Here is an 18,281-nt window from a genome sequence, read left to right as displayed (position 1 = left end):
AACTAGCCTATCTCCGGAAGATACATCAGCATCAATAACACAAAAGGAAGTACGGTATCAGGAGATAGATAACGGATCCGGGTACGGATATGCGTTAAGGATTTCTTTATGTGGTTGTTTACCGTATTTTTTGAAAGCCCCATTTGCCTGGAAATGTCTTCATGTGAGCAACCATCTTCCCGGCTCAATAAAAAAGCCACTTTAGCTTGCGGAGAAAGTGTTTCAATAGCAGTCATGGCTATCTGGCGGCACTCTGTAAAATCCATATAACTTTCTGTGGAATTAAAGGCGGGCTCTTCTGTGTTTGCCGTTCGGTAAACAGACATTCTGGCCTGCTTTTTTAACGCGTCTAAAAAATTGCTGCGAACCATGCTAAACAGGTACGCCTCAAAATTTTTTTCGGGATTAATTTTCATCCTGTTTTCCCATAAACGAACAAATACGTCCTGGGTTAGTTCATTAGCCTCTTCGGCACATCGTACAAAACGATAGGCAAAGCTATATACTTTTCTTCTGTATAATTTATAAATTTCACCGAAAGCATCGGTATCCCCGGCTTGGATAAGGAACAAAAGTTCCTTGGTTGATAAGTTGTCCAAATGTTTCATACGGCAGGAGGTTAAGCATTGCAAGTTAAGCGGGTAGTTTGAAGTTAATGTTAACTGTAAGAGAAGCTTTGCCGGTTTACCTGTGAGTAATCACGGTACTTGCAGATGTGATTGATAAACGGGAGTCGGCCAGAATTACCCCGGCGGCTAAACCTGTATTACCCGGTTTTTTTTGTTGAAGAACGCCCAATGTATTATTACCGGAAATTCGATTGAGAGCGGCCTTAACCAAAGGGTCTTCCCAGGTACCAAATGGCTGCAAAGGGAGATCATTCAATTCCGTGACTCTGATGTCAGGATCTATACCAGAGTCATAGCCTCCGTTTCCCGTAGCATTAAACAATTTGTAAACAATTGGGTGCATTTCCCATTCTACCAGTTTGGGAACCCTGGCATCAGAAATTTTAAAGGAAGCCTCGTCTTTACCCCTCGTTTTTTCGCCTACCAGCACAACCTGTATATATGGTCTTAAATTATTGATCATCACCTCCGAAGCCGAGGCGGTTGCACCTGTTCCTAAAATAAATACCCGTTTTAGATTTAGGTTGGCCTGTAAAAGTGTATTAAAATTTAAAGTATGATCAAAGGTGGCCGCGCTGCCTAAAGACTCGGTTCGCGTTCCACCGTTTTTATTCCCTTTATAAGTAATAAAGGGGGTGTTATAGTTGATCCCGGATGCAATCATAGTGCAAAGCCCAGCCGCTTCGGCAACCTGCCCGCCTGAATTATAGCGAAGGTCAAGAATAAGCTCCGTTACACCGGCACTTTTAAGTCCTATGAAAGTATTATAAAGTGAGGCCGCTAATCCAGTACTAAAATCATATACATAAAGATAGGCGATTTTGGAGCCACCATTATCAACCATATTACTTACGGCAGGCTGTTCAAAAGTAAAGCCAGCGGTTAACTCCGCAGAGCCTGTATCTTTTAACTCATTTCCGCTTATTCCGGCCAGCGTGAGGGTAGCCCGGGTACCTGAAAGCAGTTCCTGTTGTAAAGCGATGGCATTTTCCTGGGTTATCGCTTTGCCGTTAATTTTACTGATATAATCACCTCGTTTCAGGCCGGATCTGGAAGCGGGGGAGTCGTTTAAAACCAGTTTCACCACGCCAAAAACTAAACCTGTGTTTTTTTCTTTGATGGTGGTATAATCAAACCCGTATTGACTTTTGTTGCTGGGGCTAACTGTGGATGGGTCATTGGGTAACAAAATGTATGAAAACCGGTCACTGGAATTTCGTATGGCCGAAAAAAAATCAAGCGGAGGTCTATTAAGAGCCGGTTTGGAGGGCAGGCCATCGCTCCAGTAATAATAACGTTTCAGGCTATCAAGCATCCAGCTGTTTATATTTTCATTGCTTCCGGTGGGGTAGTTGGGCTTATTATTATCTTTTTTACAGGAGCTTTGTAAAATAAGTACAGATACCAGACAAATCAGGACATAACGACTTTGTTTATAAAAGTTAAGGAATGGCTGCATAATACTCTTAAAGTATATTTGTCTATCCGCAAATATACTTTGCCACTGTTAATAGAGAATTAACTTTCAAGTAGCTCCAGTGTTAAGTTATATATAAAAAGTTTGTGTTGCCATATGACTTGTGATCACCGAAAACAATAATGATGTTAAACGGCTAGTCACAGTTAAACCCATTATTTATATGAAGCCAAGAGTTGAACTTGCAAGTGACAATCACAGAATACCGTGATTTCTATAAGCAAAAAAGGATAATTTTAAAGATATCTTAAACCAGTATAGCTTAAACTGATACACTATATTATCAAAATCCATTTTTAAATTAAACCCGATGAAGATTACGCCGCGACCATCTTATATTTTTCAACTGGCTTCAAAAATGCAACTCAAAGCTTAACATATAAATGCTTACTTATAAAAAAACTCAGCAGATATGTCCGCTGAGTTTCATGTAGTATGCTGTCAGATGTTTCAGACTATTAAGCGTAAACAACGCCTAACGTAATGGGCACATTCAATGCTTTTGAGACAATACAATGTGTTTTTGCTCCTTCAGCAATTTCAGTAAATGTTGCTTCATCTACACCTTCAATTACACTTGCCTGTAAATCCAAATGAATACCAGTAATGCTTAACGCCTGCATATCAAGATCAACTGTTGCTGTAGTAAAAATGTCGCCTGCTGTGATGTTGTGATGTGCTAATGTTGCGCTAAGGGCCATCGAAAAACAGCCTGCATGTGCCGCGGCTATCAATTCTTCCGGATTAGTGCCGATGCGATCGGCAAAGCGGGTTTTGAATGAATATTGAGTTTGATTAAGCACGGTGCTTTGTGTGCTGATTTCTCCTTTGCCTTCTTGTAAGGTACCGTTCCATTGTGCTTTTGCTATACGTTTCATGATTTTTTTATGAGTTAAAAATTATTGTTTGATGTTTATTGGTTGTTATTTACCTGGCAATTCGGCAGCTAAAAAAGCATTGGCTTCTTTCACAAAATCCTGGCTGTATTGAAAAAGGGCACCATGACCTGAATCACTCCATAGAATGAGTTTTGAATTAATCAGGTATTGTGATAATGTGAACGAGTTGACAGACGGCACAATTAAATCGTTGGTGCCGTTCACAATCAAAACAGGCTGTTTAATATTGCGCAGTTGTTGGTATTCCGGATCTTTTTCATAGCCGAAGGTAATGATAGCTGTTGCCTGCGCATTTACCGTTGCTCCGGCTGTAGGGGTATCGCGGTTCTCTTTCCTTAATTGTAAACGTTCCAGGAACTGCTCGCCGGCCTCCACACCGTTATTTGTTTTGGTGAAAAATACATTTCGCAGAACCTTTACAGGGCCGTCTGACATACCCGCGGTTACAACGTTCACAATTTCGGTTATCCCTTCACTACCTTTCGGACCGGTGCCTGCCAAAATCACTTTGCTTACCAATTCGGGATAACTTTCTGCAAGGTTTTGGGCGATGAACCCCCCCAGTGAAAAACCAAGTAAATAAACTTTTTTCAGGCCCAATGCATTGATGAAATCATAGGCATCATTTGCCATTTCCGCTACCGTAGCAGGAGTTTCACCTTCGCTGCTGCCAACGCCCTTGTTATCAAATAAAATAACAGGGTGTGTTTTAGCTAATTCGTTGGTAACTGTCGGATCCCAGTTGTCTAAAGTACCAGTAAAGTGCTGTAAAAATACAACCGGCACACCTTGTGACTGTCCAAATGAACGGTAAGCGAATTTTGTGCCTTTAACATCGATAAAGGCAGTTGGAACTGTTTCGTGAGTAAACGCTGTATTACCCTTATTTAAATCTTGTGACATTTTTTATGTTTTTATGATATGAAGAAGTTATTATTTGCTTTCAGCAATCAGGATTGCAGCCAGTTTATCCGGCATAGAAATGAATGGTGTATGACTGCTTTGCAGGGTATACACTTTGGCCACTTGGCTGTTTTTTACCATATATTGCTGTGCTGGGTAACTGATTGCATGGTCATTAACGGTATGGATATAAACTTTTTTAACGCTGCCGAAATTTTTCTCTGTCAGATGAACGGGTGTAGCAAGGGGTGCCAGCGGTTCCGGTTTAATGTTGGCGGCAATATATTCCTGAATTTGTTGCGGGGCATCGGCGGCAAAAATATCAGCGACTCCGTCTTTAGCAATTATTGCTGCACCATGTTCCTGATCGATTGTAAGGTATTTGCCGATATGAGAAGCCGCATCTCCTTTTGCAAGTCCTAAAAGACTGTCACCATCATGTGGAAGCGCTGCTGCCAGGAAGATCAGTTCTTTAATTTGTGCGGGAACTTCTTCAGCTACCTGGCTGATCACCAGTCCGGCAAAACTATGTCCCACCAAAACTACATTCGTACGGGTACCGATAGCTGCTTTTACCTGGTCAACATAAGTTTGAAAGGTGATACCGGCAAATGAGGTGGTATCTTTTCCGTGACCTGCAAGGTTAACATTGATCACCTCTTCGCCCTGGGCTTTTAATAAAGGAGTTACTGCATTCCAGGAAGAAGCATCAGACCAGGCTCCGTGAACAAGTACAATAGTTTTAGAATTTTTGTTGGTTGTTTTTTGGGCTTGAGCAGTAAAACCTAATACACTCATTGCCATCATTATTATTGCTGTTTTCATGTTTTTTAATGCCTAATTGTTTAGGACACCACAAACATCGGGCTATGCCAGAGCAATAAGTTTAACCCAGGTTAAAATCGAAAAATCTCCTGAAAAAAGTTTTTCAGAAGATTTTTAATATGCAAACCGGGTGGCAATGGGTGTTACCTTCCGACCATCCGTTTACGAATCCGGCTCAGAGATGGCCCCTGGATACCCAGATAAGAGGCGATATGATAAAGTGGTACCGCATTAAAAATATTCGGATGCTTTTCCATCATTTCCCGGTAACGGTCTTCCGGCGTTTTAAAAAGAAACCCTTCGGTATTAACCATAACTTCATGGAAAGCGGTTTCGGCTACGATCCTTCCAAACCGTTCCCACTGGTGTGATTGCCCATAAAGTTCATTCAGGTGATCGATATGTATATATAATATAAGCGAATCAACCATTGCTTCTGTATAATATTCGCAGGCAGTTTGGGCCAAAAAGCTTTTATAGGATGCTACAAATTGGTGGTCAGTAAAAAACAGCATGTTCTTTTCTTCTCCCGTATCATTATTTACACGGTAGATCCTAAACACACCATTGATAACAAAACCGAGGTGTTTGCAAACATTTTTATATTCGTTATAAAACTCGCCTTTTTTATACTGTTTTAATTTCCAGTAAGGCAATGACAAGTCAAATGCTTCTGGTTTCATACCGGCAGACCCTAAGATCTTTCGTAGTAATTCTATTTCAGTTTTGTTCTCAGACATGTTATAAAAATATAAATTTTAATAAGATCGCATACCAACACACGGCGATGGTTAATAACTATCATCATTACTGATTAATTGTTGTTCTGGTTGCCTAATAGTATAACTTGTTTTGACGGCTTTGAACTATTTTTCGATTTTAACCTGGGTTAAACTTATCCGGGGCGCATAATCGGAAGTTTGTGGTGTCCTAAACAATTAGGCATCTCAAATCATGAAAAAACTAATATTAATCTTACTTACTGTAGCTACTACTACTATGATGTTTTCATCTTGTTCAAAAAAGAATGATGAAGTGAAACCTGTTGCTAAAAACTATGTACTGGTACACGGCGCATGGCAAGCCCCTTATGTATGGGACGCGGTAAAAACCACCCTGATTAATGAAGGCAACAATGTAACCGTTGTAGAACTTCCAGGCCATGGCAACGATCAAACTGATCCCTCAACAATAACACTAAACCTTTACACCACTACCGTACTCAATGCTATTTCAAAAATCAATGGCAAAGTTATCCTTGTTGGCCATAGTTTAGGAGGTATGATCATTTCGTCTGTTGCTGAAAAGATCCCCGCTAAAATAGAGAAGCTGGTTTATCTAGCTGCTTATTTACCAACTTCCGGACAATCATTATTTGGGCTTGCCATGACAGATCCGGGATCTCAATTGGGTATAAAAGGAAACCTTATTATGAATAATGGCGGCTTAACCGTTGATGTAAAGCAAGATCAAATTGTGAATATATTTATACCTGATGGTTCGGCTCAGGTTCAAAACCTTGTACTGCAAAATTACCGGTCTGAGCCCGGAATCCCTTTGCAGGATCCTGTGACACTGACATCTGCAAACTTTGGCTCCGTTGAGAAGGTTTATATTAAAACATTACAAGATCGTGTTGTATCTCCAGATCTGCAAGACAGGATGATTGGTACCGCAATAGGTGGGGTAAAAACAGTATATCAATTAAACACCAGCCACTCCGCATTCTTAGCAAAACCAGATTCAGTGGCAATGCTGTTAACTAAAATAGGGCATTAATATAGCTTAACATTCCGAAAGTCTTTACCAGTTCAGCATGCAATTGATTCACCACACTTTAAAATTAGCCAAAGAATCTCAAAAAAAAAGCCGCTTTACTTTCGTAAAGCGGCTTCGTAGCCCGTAGGGAATTGAACACGATTACTACCAACTGACTTACAATATTTTATATGACTTTCGATTTACTACGCACCGAATTACTAACCATTTTTAGGGTCCAAAGTTCCATTCCATTTCCCTGATTAGACTTGACCTCATTTAGCATACTAAAAAAGGCATGCTAAAAAAAGAGGCTACTCCCACCGGAGCGGCCTTTTTTATGATAATGGCTTGCCATTATCATAGGGATGAAAATATAATTTTTCTTGATTAATTATTGTTTTACAATAATTAAATATATTTTTACAGTAAATATTAAAAATATGAAAAGAGTTCGAGTTATAGCGGCATCCCTATTCTATATATCCAGGGCGGTAGCGATACCTTATTTAGCCACGGCTTTGTATAGCTTGTTGTGCATAGTGCTCAGCCTTCCTGCGTACCAGGTGATCAATGGAGGCAGGCGCTTTGTGATCAATTATCCGTTCACAGATTCACGCTTCTTGATAGGCGATGATGTCCGATTTTACTACAAGTTCGAACTGGTTGCACTCCTTAGCCTGTACGGACTTTTCTTCTGGCTGCTCGGCAACATATTCAACACATTCAGGCAGAGTAAACTATTCACGGTGCAAGGTGTAAAGCGGCTTCAAATATTTTATATCCTTAATTTTGTGGTACCCCTGCCTTTTCTGATCGGGCATATCATTTATAGCTACGAGGTGAACCTGCTGATCGCGCTAGCGCTGCTGCACGCCGTAGTTGGTATATTTGCGTACTTTATGGCTGTGATCTTTAAACAGGGGCTTAACTTACAGAACGAACAGGACCTATATATATAACTATGCCAATAATTGTAAATGTTGACGTGATGCTGGCCAAACGCAAAATGCAAAGCAAGGAACTGGCAGAGATACTAGGGATTACCCAGGCTAACTTGTCCATCTTAAAGACAGGAAAGGCCAAAGGTATGCGTTTTGAGACCTTAGAAGCTATTTGTAAAGCTTTGGATTGCCAGCCCGGCGACATCTTAGAGTACAGAGCAGACTAATAAACGACCCAATATTGACAACAAAAAATAACGCCGTAAAGGCGCATGGATTTTTATTGCCTAAAAATTTTACTGATGAATGCTTTAACAATTAACAACCTGACCAAAACCTATGCTAACGGCGTAAAAGCTATGCAAAATATTTCGCTGGATATCAGCAACGGTATTTTTGGGCTACTCGGGCCAAATGGGGCCGGAAAATCAACCTTGATGCGCACTATCGCCGGACTGCAACGTCCCGACAGTGGTCAGATCACTTTTAATGGTACCGATGTAATAGCTAACCCTGTTTTGATCAAACAGCATCTTGGCTACCTGCCGCAGGACTTTGGCGTGTATCCTAAAGTAAGCGCTTTCGACCTTCTAGAACACCTGGCCATTCTGAAGGGCATCCTATCATCCAAACAGCGTAAGGAACAGATATTGGCCTTGCTTGAAAACACCAATCTTTACACACATCGGCATAAGGCTGTTAGTTCTTACTCAGGCGGTATGCGACAGCGTTTTGGCGTAGCGCAGGCTTTACTGGGTACTCCACAGATCATTATTGTTGATGAACCCACCGCGGGCCTTGACCCTGAAGAACGTAACCGCTTTAACAATCTGCTCAGCGAGATCGGCGAACAGGTGATCATTATTCTTTCAACCCATTTGGTCGAGGATGTGCGCAATCTGTGTAGCCGAATGGCCATTATTAACAAAGGTAGCCTTTTAGTTTACGGAAAACCCGATACCTTCATCGATGAATTGGGAGGGAGGATATGGAGCCAAACCATTGACCGGCGAGACCTGCCTGCTTTTCGGCAACAGTACCAGGTAATATCCGCGCAATTACAGGCAGGTAAACAAAGTATTCACGTATATGCCGAAACCAGACCCGGTGATGGCTTTATCAGCCGAAGGCCAGATCTGGAAGATGTTTATTTTACTCAACTCTATCATACTAAGTAACATGTTCACTGCCTTACTCAAATTCGACTGGCTGTTCTTTGCCCGCAAGATCAGTTTTTACCTTGTTCTGGTATTGTTCGCAGCTTTAGGTTTGGTCACCGCAGCTGCTGCTAACTTCCCTTTTCAGGACACATTCAAAAACTCTCCGTACGTGATTACCTATATCGCAGGGATAGCGTCACTACTGTCGATATTCACGGTTACCTTGCTTGCTGCGCAAAGCTTACTTCGCGAAAAAGACTCACAGTTCGATCTCATTCTGTATGCTACCCCCATCAATAAGTTAGCATATCTGACCAGCCGGATGACAGTGATCTTCATGGTGGCAACGTTCTCATTCGCATTATTTATGGCGGGATTATTATTAGGGCATCAACTTTTCAGAAGCTATACCGATCAATACACCGGCTTTCAACTTTGGAGTTACGCTCATCCATTCTTGACATTGGCTGTTCCTAATATCTTGTTCTGCACTGGTATCATTTGCAGCATCGGGGCGATCGCAAAGAACAAGATGATCATATACATCTCCGGCCTGTTCATCTATTTCCTCTATTGGGGCATATCATTATTTACCAACTCGCCGCTGATGGCTAATGCTTCGCCGGTTTCGGCACAAAGCATGCAGCTCATGGCGCGGCTTGACCCATTTGGCATGGCTGCCTTTTTTGAACAGACACAATACTGGTCCGCAGCTCAGCGCAATAGTCAGGTATTGGCTTTACGGGATAATTTCCTATTCAACCGTGTATTCTACACCTTTATCAGCGGCATTTTTATCATATTTGCCTATCGCAAACTTAACTTCACCTTATCAGGCACGAAGACTGTTAGCCGGAAACAGTGCGCTGCTCCCCCGCAAACACCAACGATCAGGTATCAACCACTACGAACACAGATCAGTGGATCGCACTACCTGATCAAGGCGTGGTACAGCTTTGTAAAACGAAACTTAAGTTTTGTGGTCAAAAGTATTCCTTTCTGGTTATTGATCCTGGGTTGGGGATGTTTTTTAAGTATGGAATTGTATGGGGATATCGCAGGCGGCTCACGTTTTCCCGAGAAGTTCGCAACCTCGGCATTAATGATTTCCAATATATTGGAGGTGTTTCCGATAGTCGGGCTATTGGCGGTAATATTTTACGGAAGCGAGATCTTTTGGTATAGCCAAAGCACCCGTTTCGATGCGTTAGAGAACAGCAGTCCTGTTCCTCCCAGCATTGTTTTGATGGCCAGATGGTGTACCTTATCGGCGGTACTCTTACTGTTGATCGCCTCTAACATGGTCATCGGCATACTGTTCCAGTTGTTATTTGCCTGTCCTCATATTGACTGGCAGCTTTATCTTTCGTTGTTCTACCTGACCGGCCTGCCGCTTTCGTTTAGTGCTGCATTGGTCGTATCTATACAGGTCTTTTGTAAGAACCGATATAAGGGGTTGGCCGTATCTACTTTATTGTTGCTAATCCTCAATACCTCCCTCGGAGGCCTGATCGGATTAAAGAACCCCTTATTGCTTTTTGCCAATGTATATCATGGTGAATATAGTGAAATGAACGGCTTCGACCTTCTTCTGAACGCGTTCCATTATAAAACGCTGTACGGGATCTTCGTTACCGCCGGTATTCTTATGATCGCAATAAAAGTTTGGGAAAGTTTCCAAAAATGGTATAAAATAAAATTGGCTCCGCTCGTACTCCTGTCAATTTGTGTTGCAGGTGCCTTTATATCGGGTTATGTGATCTCGAATCAAACAGTGATCAAACGCAAAAATGAACGTAACGACTGGAAGCAGGTTTACGAGAAAAAGTACAAAAAATACCGCGACACGCCGCAACCGACCATCATTGCCGTGAATACCGACATTGACCTTTATCCGGAGAACAACAGCTACATAGTAAAAGGCACCTACACCCTGGTCAATAAAAGCAGGGAAGACATTGATCGCGTATTGCTGTATACCGACAAAGATCTGCAATGGAAAGCCATTAAGATACCCAATGCCGAAAAAGCATCAAATGATGCTGCTTATGGCCATGTGTGGTATTTTCTGAAGCAGCCCCTTAAGCCGGGTGGTTCAATGAACATGACATTCAGTTTCAGCTACCAGGCATCCGCTTTCAATGGTTTTATGCAATTCAGCGCTATATTAAAAAATGGCTCGTTTCTTCGAATCAGTAATTTTTACCCGAGGTTTGGCTACATGGCCGATAACGAGATCGACGACCCTATCGAGCGTAAACATCGAAAATTACCGGCATCTGATGTTGTCAAGCCGTTAGATGCGGCTTGTGATTCCCCCTATAATTACGGCTACATTAATTTGAATGCTACTATATCCACTTCAAAAGAGCAAATGGCTGTCGGCATCGGCGAGTTGAAGGCAAGCTGGCATAAGGCTGCACGGAGTTATTATCAATATCAAACAACACAGCCCGTTCCGTTCCGGTTCGCTGTAGCGTCGGCGCAATATAATGTATTGCGCACCAGGCATCATGGTATTGCAGTAGAAGCTTATTACCAATCCGGTCATCAGCAGAATATCGGCCGATTGATGGACGACGCCAAACAAGCGATCGATTATTGTGAAGAGAATTTTGGTAAATATCCTTACCGTACCATTCGCTTCGCGGAAATATCCTCGTTCACTAAAGGCTTCGCGGCTACAGCCTACCCGACAGCGTTTTTCATTAACGAAGATTTCGGGTTCCAAAATAAAATTGAGCATGATGCCCGTCGCGATATCCTGAATGAGCAGATAAGCCATGAACTATCACACACCTGGTGGGGTAATGCAATGATTGACCCGGAATACCGGCAGGGTAGCAAGGTACTTACCGAAACATTGGCAATGTATACCGAACTGATGCTGTATAAAAAGAAATATGGTACCGATAATCTCTTATCCCGAATAAAGGTGCATAAGGACATTTATCTTGGTAAACGTGGTTTTGATGATGAGGAACCTTTATATAAGGCTGACCCAAAAAAGTCCTATCTATGTTATGATAAGGGGATGGTCGTGATGTACCAACTTTATCTTCTTTTAGGCGAATCCAAAATAAACCAGGCACTCAAAAATTTTCTTAATAAGTACACTTACCCCAATCAGCCCCCAACATCTTTGGACCTTATCAACGAACTATATGCGGTCGCCAATAAAATCCAGCAAGCTAAGATCGACGAGTTGTTCAAACACATAGTCACTTACGACATTCAATTATATAAAGTGGCTCTTAGTCTGCAGAGAAGCGGGCACTATAATTTATCGTTTAATCTTGTATCTAATAAATACAGCGAAGATGATCATGGTAAAAAATTGAACCTGCCTTTAAATGGGGAAGTTGAGCTGGAAATTGAGTTCGAGAACGGAAAACGGCAAATGTTCGCAATACATAATTCGTCAGGTAATAAGTTACTAAATTTAAAAGAAAGACCTGTTCGTATTACTGCGGACCCTAAAATGAAATTTCTGGACGTAAACATGGAAAATAACACATCGGTAATAAAGTGATCATCATCTAACGATTCCTATTTAGTTTTTGCAAATCTATGAGCTATATAACCGTATGGCTGATGGCCGCCCGGCCGACATATCTACGCGTTTACCTTCTACGGTAATGCGCATGTAGATGGCCATTGGTCGGTATTTGTAGTTTTTTGCTTTCTCAGGTAAAAAAGCAGGTGGAAATTACTTTTCATAATTACAAGCTTAAAAGTGAAACAAAAGTAAGTTTGTAGCCTGCTATTATCAAGAAGCTTAATAATTTAATGCATTGACAATCAACGAATTTGCAGCTTTTTGTTGCAATTGGGTGCATAAAATGATATTTTGATACAAACAAAAAAACATGCAATCATTTGATTTGCAGACTTTTCATATCTTTCAATATTATTTCTAATAGCCCAATAGAAATCGACCTTTACGATTATTTATTGTGTCGCATAAAGCCAATAGATCTGAACCAGATAACGGCTGATCATATTTTAATTCTCCCCGCCTATCTACGCAAACGTTTGTTTGAAATCTCATTCTTCTTTTTAATAATTAAACTTAAACAGGTATGGGGAAGGATGAAAAGTTAAGATAAATGATGATTCAATATTTGATACATGCCGAGTTATAAGGAACTCAAGAAATAATAAAATCAATAATATTTATTTATGTTAACCACAGCAGGCGGTCCGCTTTTTTCAATCAAACGTTTGCGTGGTGTTTACAGCGCCTCCAATGCTCAAAACAACTACCCGATAACCTAACTTCCAGTATTCTTAAAGATTTGTTTATGAATCCTTAAGGATTTAATCATGTTTAATCTTATACAAACGGATCTGGTCAGGACAACTAATGGTTCCCAGGCCGACTATCTTTTGGAATACTGAAATAATGGACCATTACAGCAGTTCAAGCGACGAACAATTGATGCTTCTTTTAAAGAAGGATGACCATAAAGCTTATGCTCAGATTTATGACCGTTATAAATTTATTCTTCACGCACATGCGGTTAATAAGTTGCGTGACCGCGAAGAAGCTATGGATATTATTCAAGAAGTTTTCACTTACTTGTGGGCTAAACGAGAACAAATTGAGTTTACCGGAAGCTTGTCGGGCTATTTGTATGGTGCCGTCCGTAATGCCATCTTGAATAAAATGTCCAGAAAACGGGTTCATGAAAAATATCATAATTCAATGAAGGCATTTGCATTACAAGAGCAGATTGTAACTGACCATCGCGTTAGGGAAAATCTGTTACGGAAAAGTATTGAAAGAGAAATTGCCATGCTGCCACCAAAAATGAAAGCAGTATTTATAATGAGCAGAAACGAATACCTAAGCCACAGGGAAATTGCCTGGAAACTGGAGATATCAGAACAAACCGTAAGCAAACAAATTACGAACGCGTTAAAAATATTAAAGGTAAAACTGGGAGTAACAATTTACCTGTTGGTAATAATGTATTTGTAAGCAGATGTTAAAATATTTTTAATTTCATCTACCTGTACCAACCTCTGAACTTTCCTTACCATTAACAAAGGCATTAATAGGCCCCTTATGTATAATGGAAGACAAAGCATTAAATGAATTATGGGAACGTTACAGATCGGGTCGGGCTACTTCGGAAGACGAGGCGTTTTTAGAAAGCTGGTACTTGAAAAATAATCAGTTGCCCCTATTTCAGATAACGGATAAAGAACGAGTGGAGGATGTTGACCAGGTTTGGGACGATATTCAAAAGAAACAGGCCTCTAAAAAGTTAAATAGAAGATACCGTTTAGCGGCAGCTGCGGCTATAACGCTATTTGCATTTACAGGTATTTATTGTCTGTTGTATCAAAAAACGCAGACACCCATTAGCAAAACAGATGTAAATCCGGGTAAAAACCAGGCTACCCTGACATTGGCAAACGGTAAAAAGCTAATTTTAGGTAACGCCATTAGCGGGCAGCTTGCCAATGAAGGGGGAGTAACAATTAGTAAGAACGCCCAAGGTGAACTTATTTATAGCACTCATACATCCGGTAATCTTCAACAATCGGGGGGCCAGATCAATACCCTTGCAACTTCAAAAGGAGAGCAATACCAGGTGATATTGCCAGATGGATCACACGTTTGGTTAAATGCGGCATCCACCCTTAAATATCCGGTTGCATTTACAGGCAATGAACGTTTGGTTGAACTCTCTGGCGAAGCATATTTTGAAGTGGCCCACAATAGAGCTATGCCCTTTAAAGTAAAAACTGATCTACAGGAAGTAGAAGTATTAGGCACCCATTTTAATATCAATGCCTACAGGGACGAAAAAACAACAGCAACAACCTTATTAGAAGGATCGGTAAAGGTTACCACAGTATCCAGTAATCAAAAAATGATTATCAAACCGGGACAGCAATCAAACGTCAGTGATCATACCTTCACTATTCAGCCGGTAGATACAGACGAGGCCATAGCCTGGAAAAATGGGTATTTTCTTTTTAATGATGAAAGCCTGGCCAGTATCATGAAAAAAATATCCAGGTGGTATAATGTAGAAGTGGACTATAAAGATATCGCCCTGCAATCCCTGGTTTTTAGTGGTACGGTATCCAAATACCAGAATGTATCACAGGTTATCAAAACGCTGGAGCTAACCAATGCAGTTCACTTTAAAGTTTTGGATAAGAGGATAACCGTATCTAATTAATTCACTGATAATTTATAAAACGCTGATTAATAAACTCGATTACCTGAAATGAAAACCCATAAAAAATACCCGTAGAGAATTGGCAAAACCGGTTTTCAGGTATAAATACCAGGAGTGTTGGAAGCACTCCTGGTAGAATTTATCTGATCAAACCGAACGAGTGTGTTAAATACCATTTCTAACTTAAACAGATACCCAAATGTATAAATTTTACATCGAAATTTTATGTTGGCCAAAGCGCCGTGTTCCTAAATTACTGTTGATGATGAAACTCACCATCCTTGTATTAACCGTTACCCTATTGCAGGTAAGTGCCTCAACGTTTGCGCAAAAACTCAGTTTAACGCAAAAGGATATAACGTTAAAACAGATTTTCAAAGCCATTAAAATGCAAACCGGTTACGATGTGCTCTATCAACCCGGGAAGCTGGATGCTTCAGTAAAGATCAATGCCAACTTTATTCATGCGCCTTTGGATGAGGTCATAAAAACCTGTCTTGAAGGTAGAGGCTTAAGTTATATCTTTTTTGAAAAAACAATTGTTGTAAAGGCCGCGGAAAAACCGATAAATGGTAATCAATCTATTGCCGGCGCAAGCCATACGGAAATTTCCATGATTACCGTTAAAGGTCTTATTGTTGATTCTACCGGGCGACCTGTACCCGGTGCAACGGTCAAGTTAAAAGATGGCAGCAAGGGAACGATGTCTGACGCTGATGGCAAGTTTGAGCTCAAAGATGTACCATCTGCCGGCGTGCTGCTTATTACGTCAATCGGTTATCAAGGGCAGGAAGTTGCTGTCAATAACCAGACAACGTTGCGCGTTGTTTTAAAAGAAACTTCAAAGGAATTATCGCAGGTTGTCGTTGTAGGTTATGGCAGTCAGAAAAAAAGTGATGTTACCGGCGCCATCGTCTCTGTTGCTAAACAACGGCTGGAGAATTTGCCGGTAACCAATATCCTGCAATCAATCGAAGGCTCTGTCCCCGGCATAAATATTACTTCCGGTTCATCCGCGCCGGGTTCGGTAAGTTCAGTTTATATACGCGGTTTGCATTCAATTACCGCCAGCAACTCCCCTTTAGTGGTGCTGGATGGTGTGCCTTATAATGGTTCTTATAATGACATTAACACCACCGATGTAGAATCTGTTCAGATACTGAAAGATGCATCGGCTACGGCTATTTATGGCACAAGAGGATCAAACGGAGTGATCATTGTTACCACCAAAAAAGGCAAAACAGGTAAGCCCTCCATTCAATACAATGCCTGGGCCGGACCGGAATATATGTCGCATGAGGTGAAGCCAATGGGAGGTGCCGAATATGTGCAGAAAAACCTCGATTATGATGAACAAGCCGGTAAAACAGCCGCTCCGGTGCCTAATCTATACGAGCAGGAAAACTATAAAAATGGTAAGGAAACCGATTGGATAAAAGCTATATCGCAACAGGGTTTTATCCAAAACCACTCTTTAAATGTATCCGGCGGCACTGCCGATGTTAAATATTATGTTTCCGGAGATTATACCAAGGAGAAAGGCATTCTAAAAGGATATCAGTTCAATCGTTTCAATATCCGCTCAAACCTTGATGCTAAAATTACCGATTGGTTAAATGCCGGTGCGAACATGTTCTTTAACAATAACAATTATGACGGCGGCAAAAGCAATCTGTATATGGCTACCGTCATGAGCCCATATGGCCAGGAGTATAATGCACAGGGAGATTATCAGATCTACCCGATGTATCCAGATGCGCTTTATACCAACCCGTTATTGGGGCTTTACCAGCCTACCGTTAGCAAAAACAGGACCTGGAACGGTAATTTTTATGCAGAGATTAAACCCTCGTTTATTAAGGGTTTTAAATACAGGCTGAATACCGGTTACGCCTATAATCCAAGCATGACAGGCGATTACACGGGTAGAAATACGGGTGATGCCATCGGGCACGCTACTATCACCAATGCCGAGAGTAACCATTGGCTTATAGAAAATATAGTGAACTACAGCCACAGTTTTGGCAAACACAACCTGGACTTTACCGGGTTATACAGCTCTCAGAAGGACTACACACTGAGCAACGCGTTAAACGCCAATACTTTTATTAATGACCTGACCAACTTTTATAATTTAGGCTCGGCACAAATACAGCAAACTACCTCAAGTTATACACAAAGCACCCTGCTGTCGCAAATGGTACGTATCAATTATTCTTATGCGGGAAAATATTTGTTTACGGCGACGGCCCGCCGCGATGGTTTTTCAGGATTCAGTGCCGCCAATAAATATGGTACATTCCCTTCTGTGGCAGTGGCCTGGAATATGACCGAAGAATCGTTTATGAAAGGCATATCCACATTATCTGCGCTGAAATTACGGGCTTCATATGGTATTTCGGGTAATCAGGGTGTATCATCTTACAATACCCTGACAACACTCGCTTCAACGCAATACATCTATGGCAGTACAACAACCACTGGTTTAAATCCAAGTGCCATCGGCAACGGGAATTTAAAATGGGAAAGTACAAAAGGGTTCAACTTCGGCATTGATTTCTCTATCTTACAAGATCGCATAAGCGGCTCTGTCGATGCTTATGATACCAAAACCTACAACCTGCTGTTATCACGTAAAATACCTTATATTACGGGTTATACCACTATTTTGGATAATATAGGCAAAACTGCCAATAAGGGTATAGAGTTCTCTATCACCAGCCGAAATATTAAAAGAGATAATTTCTCCTGGGAAACCAATATAAATTTCTCTGCCAACCGCAACAAACTGGTACAACTTTATGGCGACAATAAAGATGATATCACCAATAATCTGTTCCTGGGCAAGCAGTTACAGGCTGTATATGATTATAAGCTGATCGGTATCTGGCAAAACGGTGACAATTTTACCGTTGATCCAAGCGCCAAGCCTGGCGATCTCAAATTTGCCGACTTAAATGGCGATGGCAAGATCAATACAGCCGACAAAACCTATCTGGGTTCACGTTTGCCCAAATACATTGCCGGTATGACTAATACCCTCAGGTATAAAAATTTTTCGTTAAGTGCCTTCATACAAACTTTTCAGGGTGCGCTTAAGCCTAATCCTATTTATGATTACCGGGATCAGGCCGGCCGGATCAACCTGCCGGCTGGTATAGGCTACTGGACGGCGGCTAACCAAAGTAATACCAGGCCATCGTTAAGTTACACCAACTCAAGACAATACACCTATCCTGTTTCCGGTTCATACACCCGTATTAAGGATGTTACTTTAAGCTACAGTTTCTCTAAAGAGGTGCTACAAAATTTAAAGATCTCCAACTTACAGGTTTACGCCAGTGGGCGAAACATAGCCACCTTTTCCAAATGGTTAGGTTGGGATCCGCAGACCGATTTTTACAACTACTCCGGTAACCAGAGCAGTTCGTTTTATCCCCTGGTGGCAACAGCTGTACTGGGTGTTAACATTACTTTATAATAATT

Annotated in this window: 14 protein-coding genes; 8 read left to right on the top strand and 6 right to left on the bottom strand. The window is 41.2% G+C overall.

The window, feature by feature from the left end; all coding sequences use genetic code 11:
- Positions 1-2 precede the first annotated feature (2 nt).
- The 6 genes from FHW89_RS15295 to FHW89_RS15270 form a co-directional block, all read right to left on the bottom strand.
- Positions 3-608: an RNA polymerase sigma factor gene (locus FHW89_RS15295; RefSeq protein ID WP_172335931.1), complete on the bottom strand. Its 606-nt coding sequence runs from the start codon at positions 606-608 to the stop codon at positions 3-5.
- Between the two features lie 76 nt (positions 609-684).
- Positions 685-2,088 carry a S41 family peptidase gene (locus tag FHW89_RS15290; RefSeq protein ID WP_172335930.1) on the bottom strand — a complete coding sequence of 468 codons (1,404 nt, stop codon included), beginning with the start codon at positions 2,086-2,088 and terminating at the stop codon, positions 685-687.
- A gap of 476 nt (positions 2,089-2,564) precedes the next feature.
- Positions 2,565-2,984, bottom strand: coding sequence for an OsmC family protein (locus FHW89_RS15285; protein WP_172335929.1), 420 nt, complete (start codon positions 2,982-2,984; stop codon positions 2,565-2,567).
- Positions 2,985-3,029: 45 nt separating this feature from the next.
- Positions 3,030-3,908 (bottom strand): alpha/beta fold hydrolase, encoded by an 879-nt coding sequence (locus FHW89_RS15280; protein WP_172335928.1) that lies wholly within the window; start codon positions 3,906-3,908, stop codon positions 3,030-3,032.
- Between the two features lie 30 nt (positions 3,909-3,938).
- A complete protein-coding gene (locus FHW89_RS15275) occupies positions 3,939-4,733 on the bottom strand; it encodes an alpha/beta fold hydrolase (RefSeq protein ID WP_172335927.1) in 795 nt (264 codons plus the stop codon).
- A gap of 143 nt (positions 4,734-4,876) precedes the next feature.
- On the bottom strand, positions 4,877-5,473 hold the full coding sequence (locus FHW89_RS15270; protein ID WP_172335926.1) for a Crp/Fnr family transcriptional regulator: 597 nt from the start codon (positions 5,471-5,473) through the stop codon (positions 4,877-4,879).
- 214 nt (positions 5,474-5,687) lie between these two features.
- Here FHW89_RS15270 and FHW89_RS15265 point away from each other — a divergent pair, with 214 nt between their 5' ends.
- The 8 genes from FHW89_RS15265 (at position 5,688) to FHW89_RS15230 (ending at position 18,276) form a co-directional block, all read left to right on the top strand.
- Entirely contained in the window at positions 5,688-6,512 is an 825-nt protein-coding gene (locus tag FHW89_RS15265) for an alpha/beta fold hydrolase (protein ID WP_172335925.1), read from the top strand.
- Between the two features lie 422 nt (positions 6,513-6,934).
- The gene (locus tag FHW89_RS15260; protein WP_172335924.1) at positions 6,935-7,453 is read left to right on the top strand and encodes a DUF2975 domain-containing protein; all 519 of its coding nucleotides are present in this window, start codon (positions 6,935-6,937) and stop codon (positions 7,451-7,453) included.
- A gap of 2 nt (positions 7,454-7,455) precedes the next feature.
- Entirely contained in the window at positions 7,456-7,662 is a 207-nt protein-coding gene (locus FHW89_RS15255) for a helix-turn-helix transcriptional regulator (RefSeq protein WP_172335923.1), read from the top strand.
- Positions 7,663-7,737: 75 nt separating this feature from the next.
- The gene (locus FHW89_RS15250; protein WP_172335922.1) at positions 7,738-8,613 is read left to right on the top strand and encodes an ABC transporter ATP-binding protein; all 876 of its coding nucleotides are present in this window, start codon (positions 7,738-7,740) and stop codon (positions 8,611-8,613) included.
- Positions 8,525-12,127, top strand: coding sequence for a M1 family aminopeptidase (locus FHW89_RS15245; RefSeq protein WP_172335921.1), 3,603 nt, complete (start codon positions 8,525-8,527; stop codon positions 12,125-12,127). The genes FHW89_RS15250 and FHW89_RS15245 overlap by 89 nt, the downstream gene beginning before the upstream one ends.
- An 873-nt stretch (positions 12,128-13,000) precedes the next feature.
- Positions 13,001-13,579 (top strand): RNA polymerase sigma factor, encoded by a 579-nt coding sequence (locus FHW89_RS15240; RefSeq protein WP_172335920.1) that lies wholly within the window; start codon positions 13,001-13,003, stop codon positions 13,577-13,579.
- A gap of 94 nt (positions 13,580-13,673) precedes the next feature.
- Positions 13,674-14,795, top strand: a complete 1,122-nt coding sequence (locus FHW89_RS15235; protein ID WP_172335919.1) for a FecR family protein — start codon at positions 13,674-13,676, stop codon at positions 14,793-14,795.
- A gap of 199 nt (positions 14,796-14,994) precedes the next feature.
- A complete protein-coding gene (locus FHW89_RS15230) occupies positions 14,995-18,276 on the top strand; it encodes a TonB-dependent receptor (protein ID WP_172335918.1) in 3,282 nt (1,093 codons plus the stop codon).
- Positions 18,277-18,281: the final 5 nt, after the last annotated feature.

This window comes from Mucilaginibacter sp. SG564 (assembly GCF_013149275.1).
Classification (GTDB): domain Bacteria; phylum Bacteroidota; class Bacteroidia; order Sphingobacteriales; family Sphingobacteriaceae; genus Mucilaginibacter.
Note: the sequence above shows the minus strand (reverse complement) of the source record. Positions and strands in the feature narration are given on the sequence as shown.

What these genes read in the sequence shown, in the direction of transcription:
- FHW89_RS15265 (WP_172335925.1), top strand. Translation starts at nt 5,688, where the DNA reads ATGAAAAAACTAATATTAATCTTACTTACTGTAGCTACTACTACTATG.
- FHW89_RS15290 (WP_172335930.1), bottom strand. Translation starts at nt 2,088, where the DNA reads ATGCAGCCATTCCTTAACTTTTATAAACAAAGTCGTTATGTCCTGATT.
- FHW89_RS15280 (WP_172335928.1), bottom strand. Translation starts at nt 3,908, where the DNA reads ATGTCACAAGATTTAAATAAGGGTAATACAGCGTTTACTCACGAAACA.
- FHW89_RS15275 (WP_172335927.1), bottom strand. Translation starts at nt 4,733, where the DNA reads ATGAAAACAGCAATAATAATGATGGCAATGAGTGTATTAGGTTTTACT.
- FHW89_RS15230 (WP_172335918.1), top strand. Translation starts at nt 14,995, where the DNA reads ATGTATAAATTTTACATCGAAATTTTATGTTGGCCAAAGCGCCGTGTT.
- FHW89_RS15250 (WP_172335922.1), top strand. Translation starts at nt 7,738, where the DNA reads ATGAATGCTTTAACAATTAACAACCTGACCAAAACCTATGCTAACGGC.
- FHW89_RS15285 (WP_172335929.1), bottom strand. Translation starts at nt 2,984, where the DNA reads ATGAAACGTATAGCAAAAGCACAATGGAACGGTACCTTACAAGAAGGC.
- FHW89_RS15270 (WP_172335926.1), bottom strand. Translation starts at nt 5,473, where the DNA reads ATGTCTGAGAACAAAACTGAAATAGAATTACTACGAAAGATCTTAGGG.
- FHW89_RS15235 (WP_172335919.1), top strand. Translation starts at nt 13,674, where the DNA reads ATGGAAGACAAAGCATTAAATGAATTATGGGAACGTTACAGATCGGGT.
- FHW89_RS15295 (WP_172335931.1), bottom strand. Translation starts at nt 608, where the DNA reads ATGAAACATTTGGACAACTTATCAACCAAGGAACTTTTGTTCCTTATC.
- FHW89_RS15260 (WP_172335924.1), top strand. Translation starts at nt 6,935, where the DNA reads ATGAAAAGAGTTCGAGTTATAGCGGCATCCCTATTCTATATATCCAGG.
- FHW89_RS15240 (WP_172335920.1), top strand. Translation starts at nt 13,001, where the DNA reads ATGGACCATTACAGCAGTTCAAGCGACGAACAATTGATGCTTCTTTTA.
- FHW89_RS15255 (WP_172335923.1), top strand. Translation starts at nt 7,456, where the DNA reads ATGCCAATAATTGTAAATGTTGACGTGATGCTGGCCAAACGCAAAATG.
- FHW89_RS15245 (WP_172335921.1), top strand. Translation starts at nt 8,525, where the DNA reads ATGCCGAAACCAGACCCGGTGATGGCTTTATCAGCCGAAGGCCAGATC.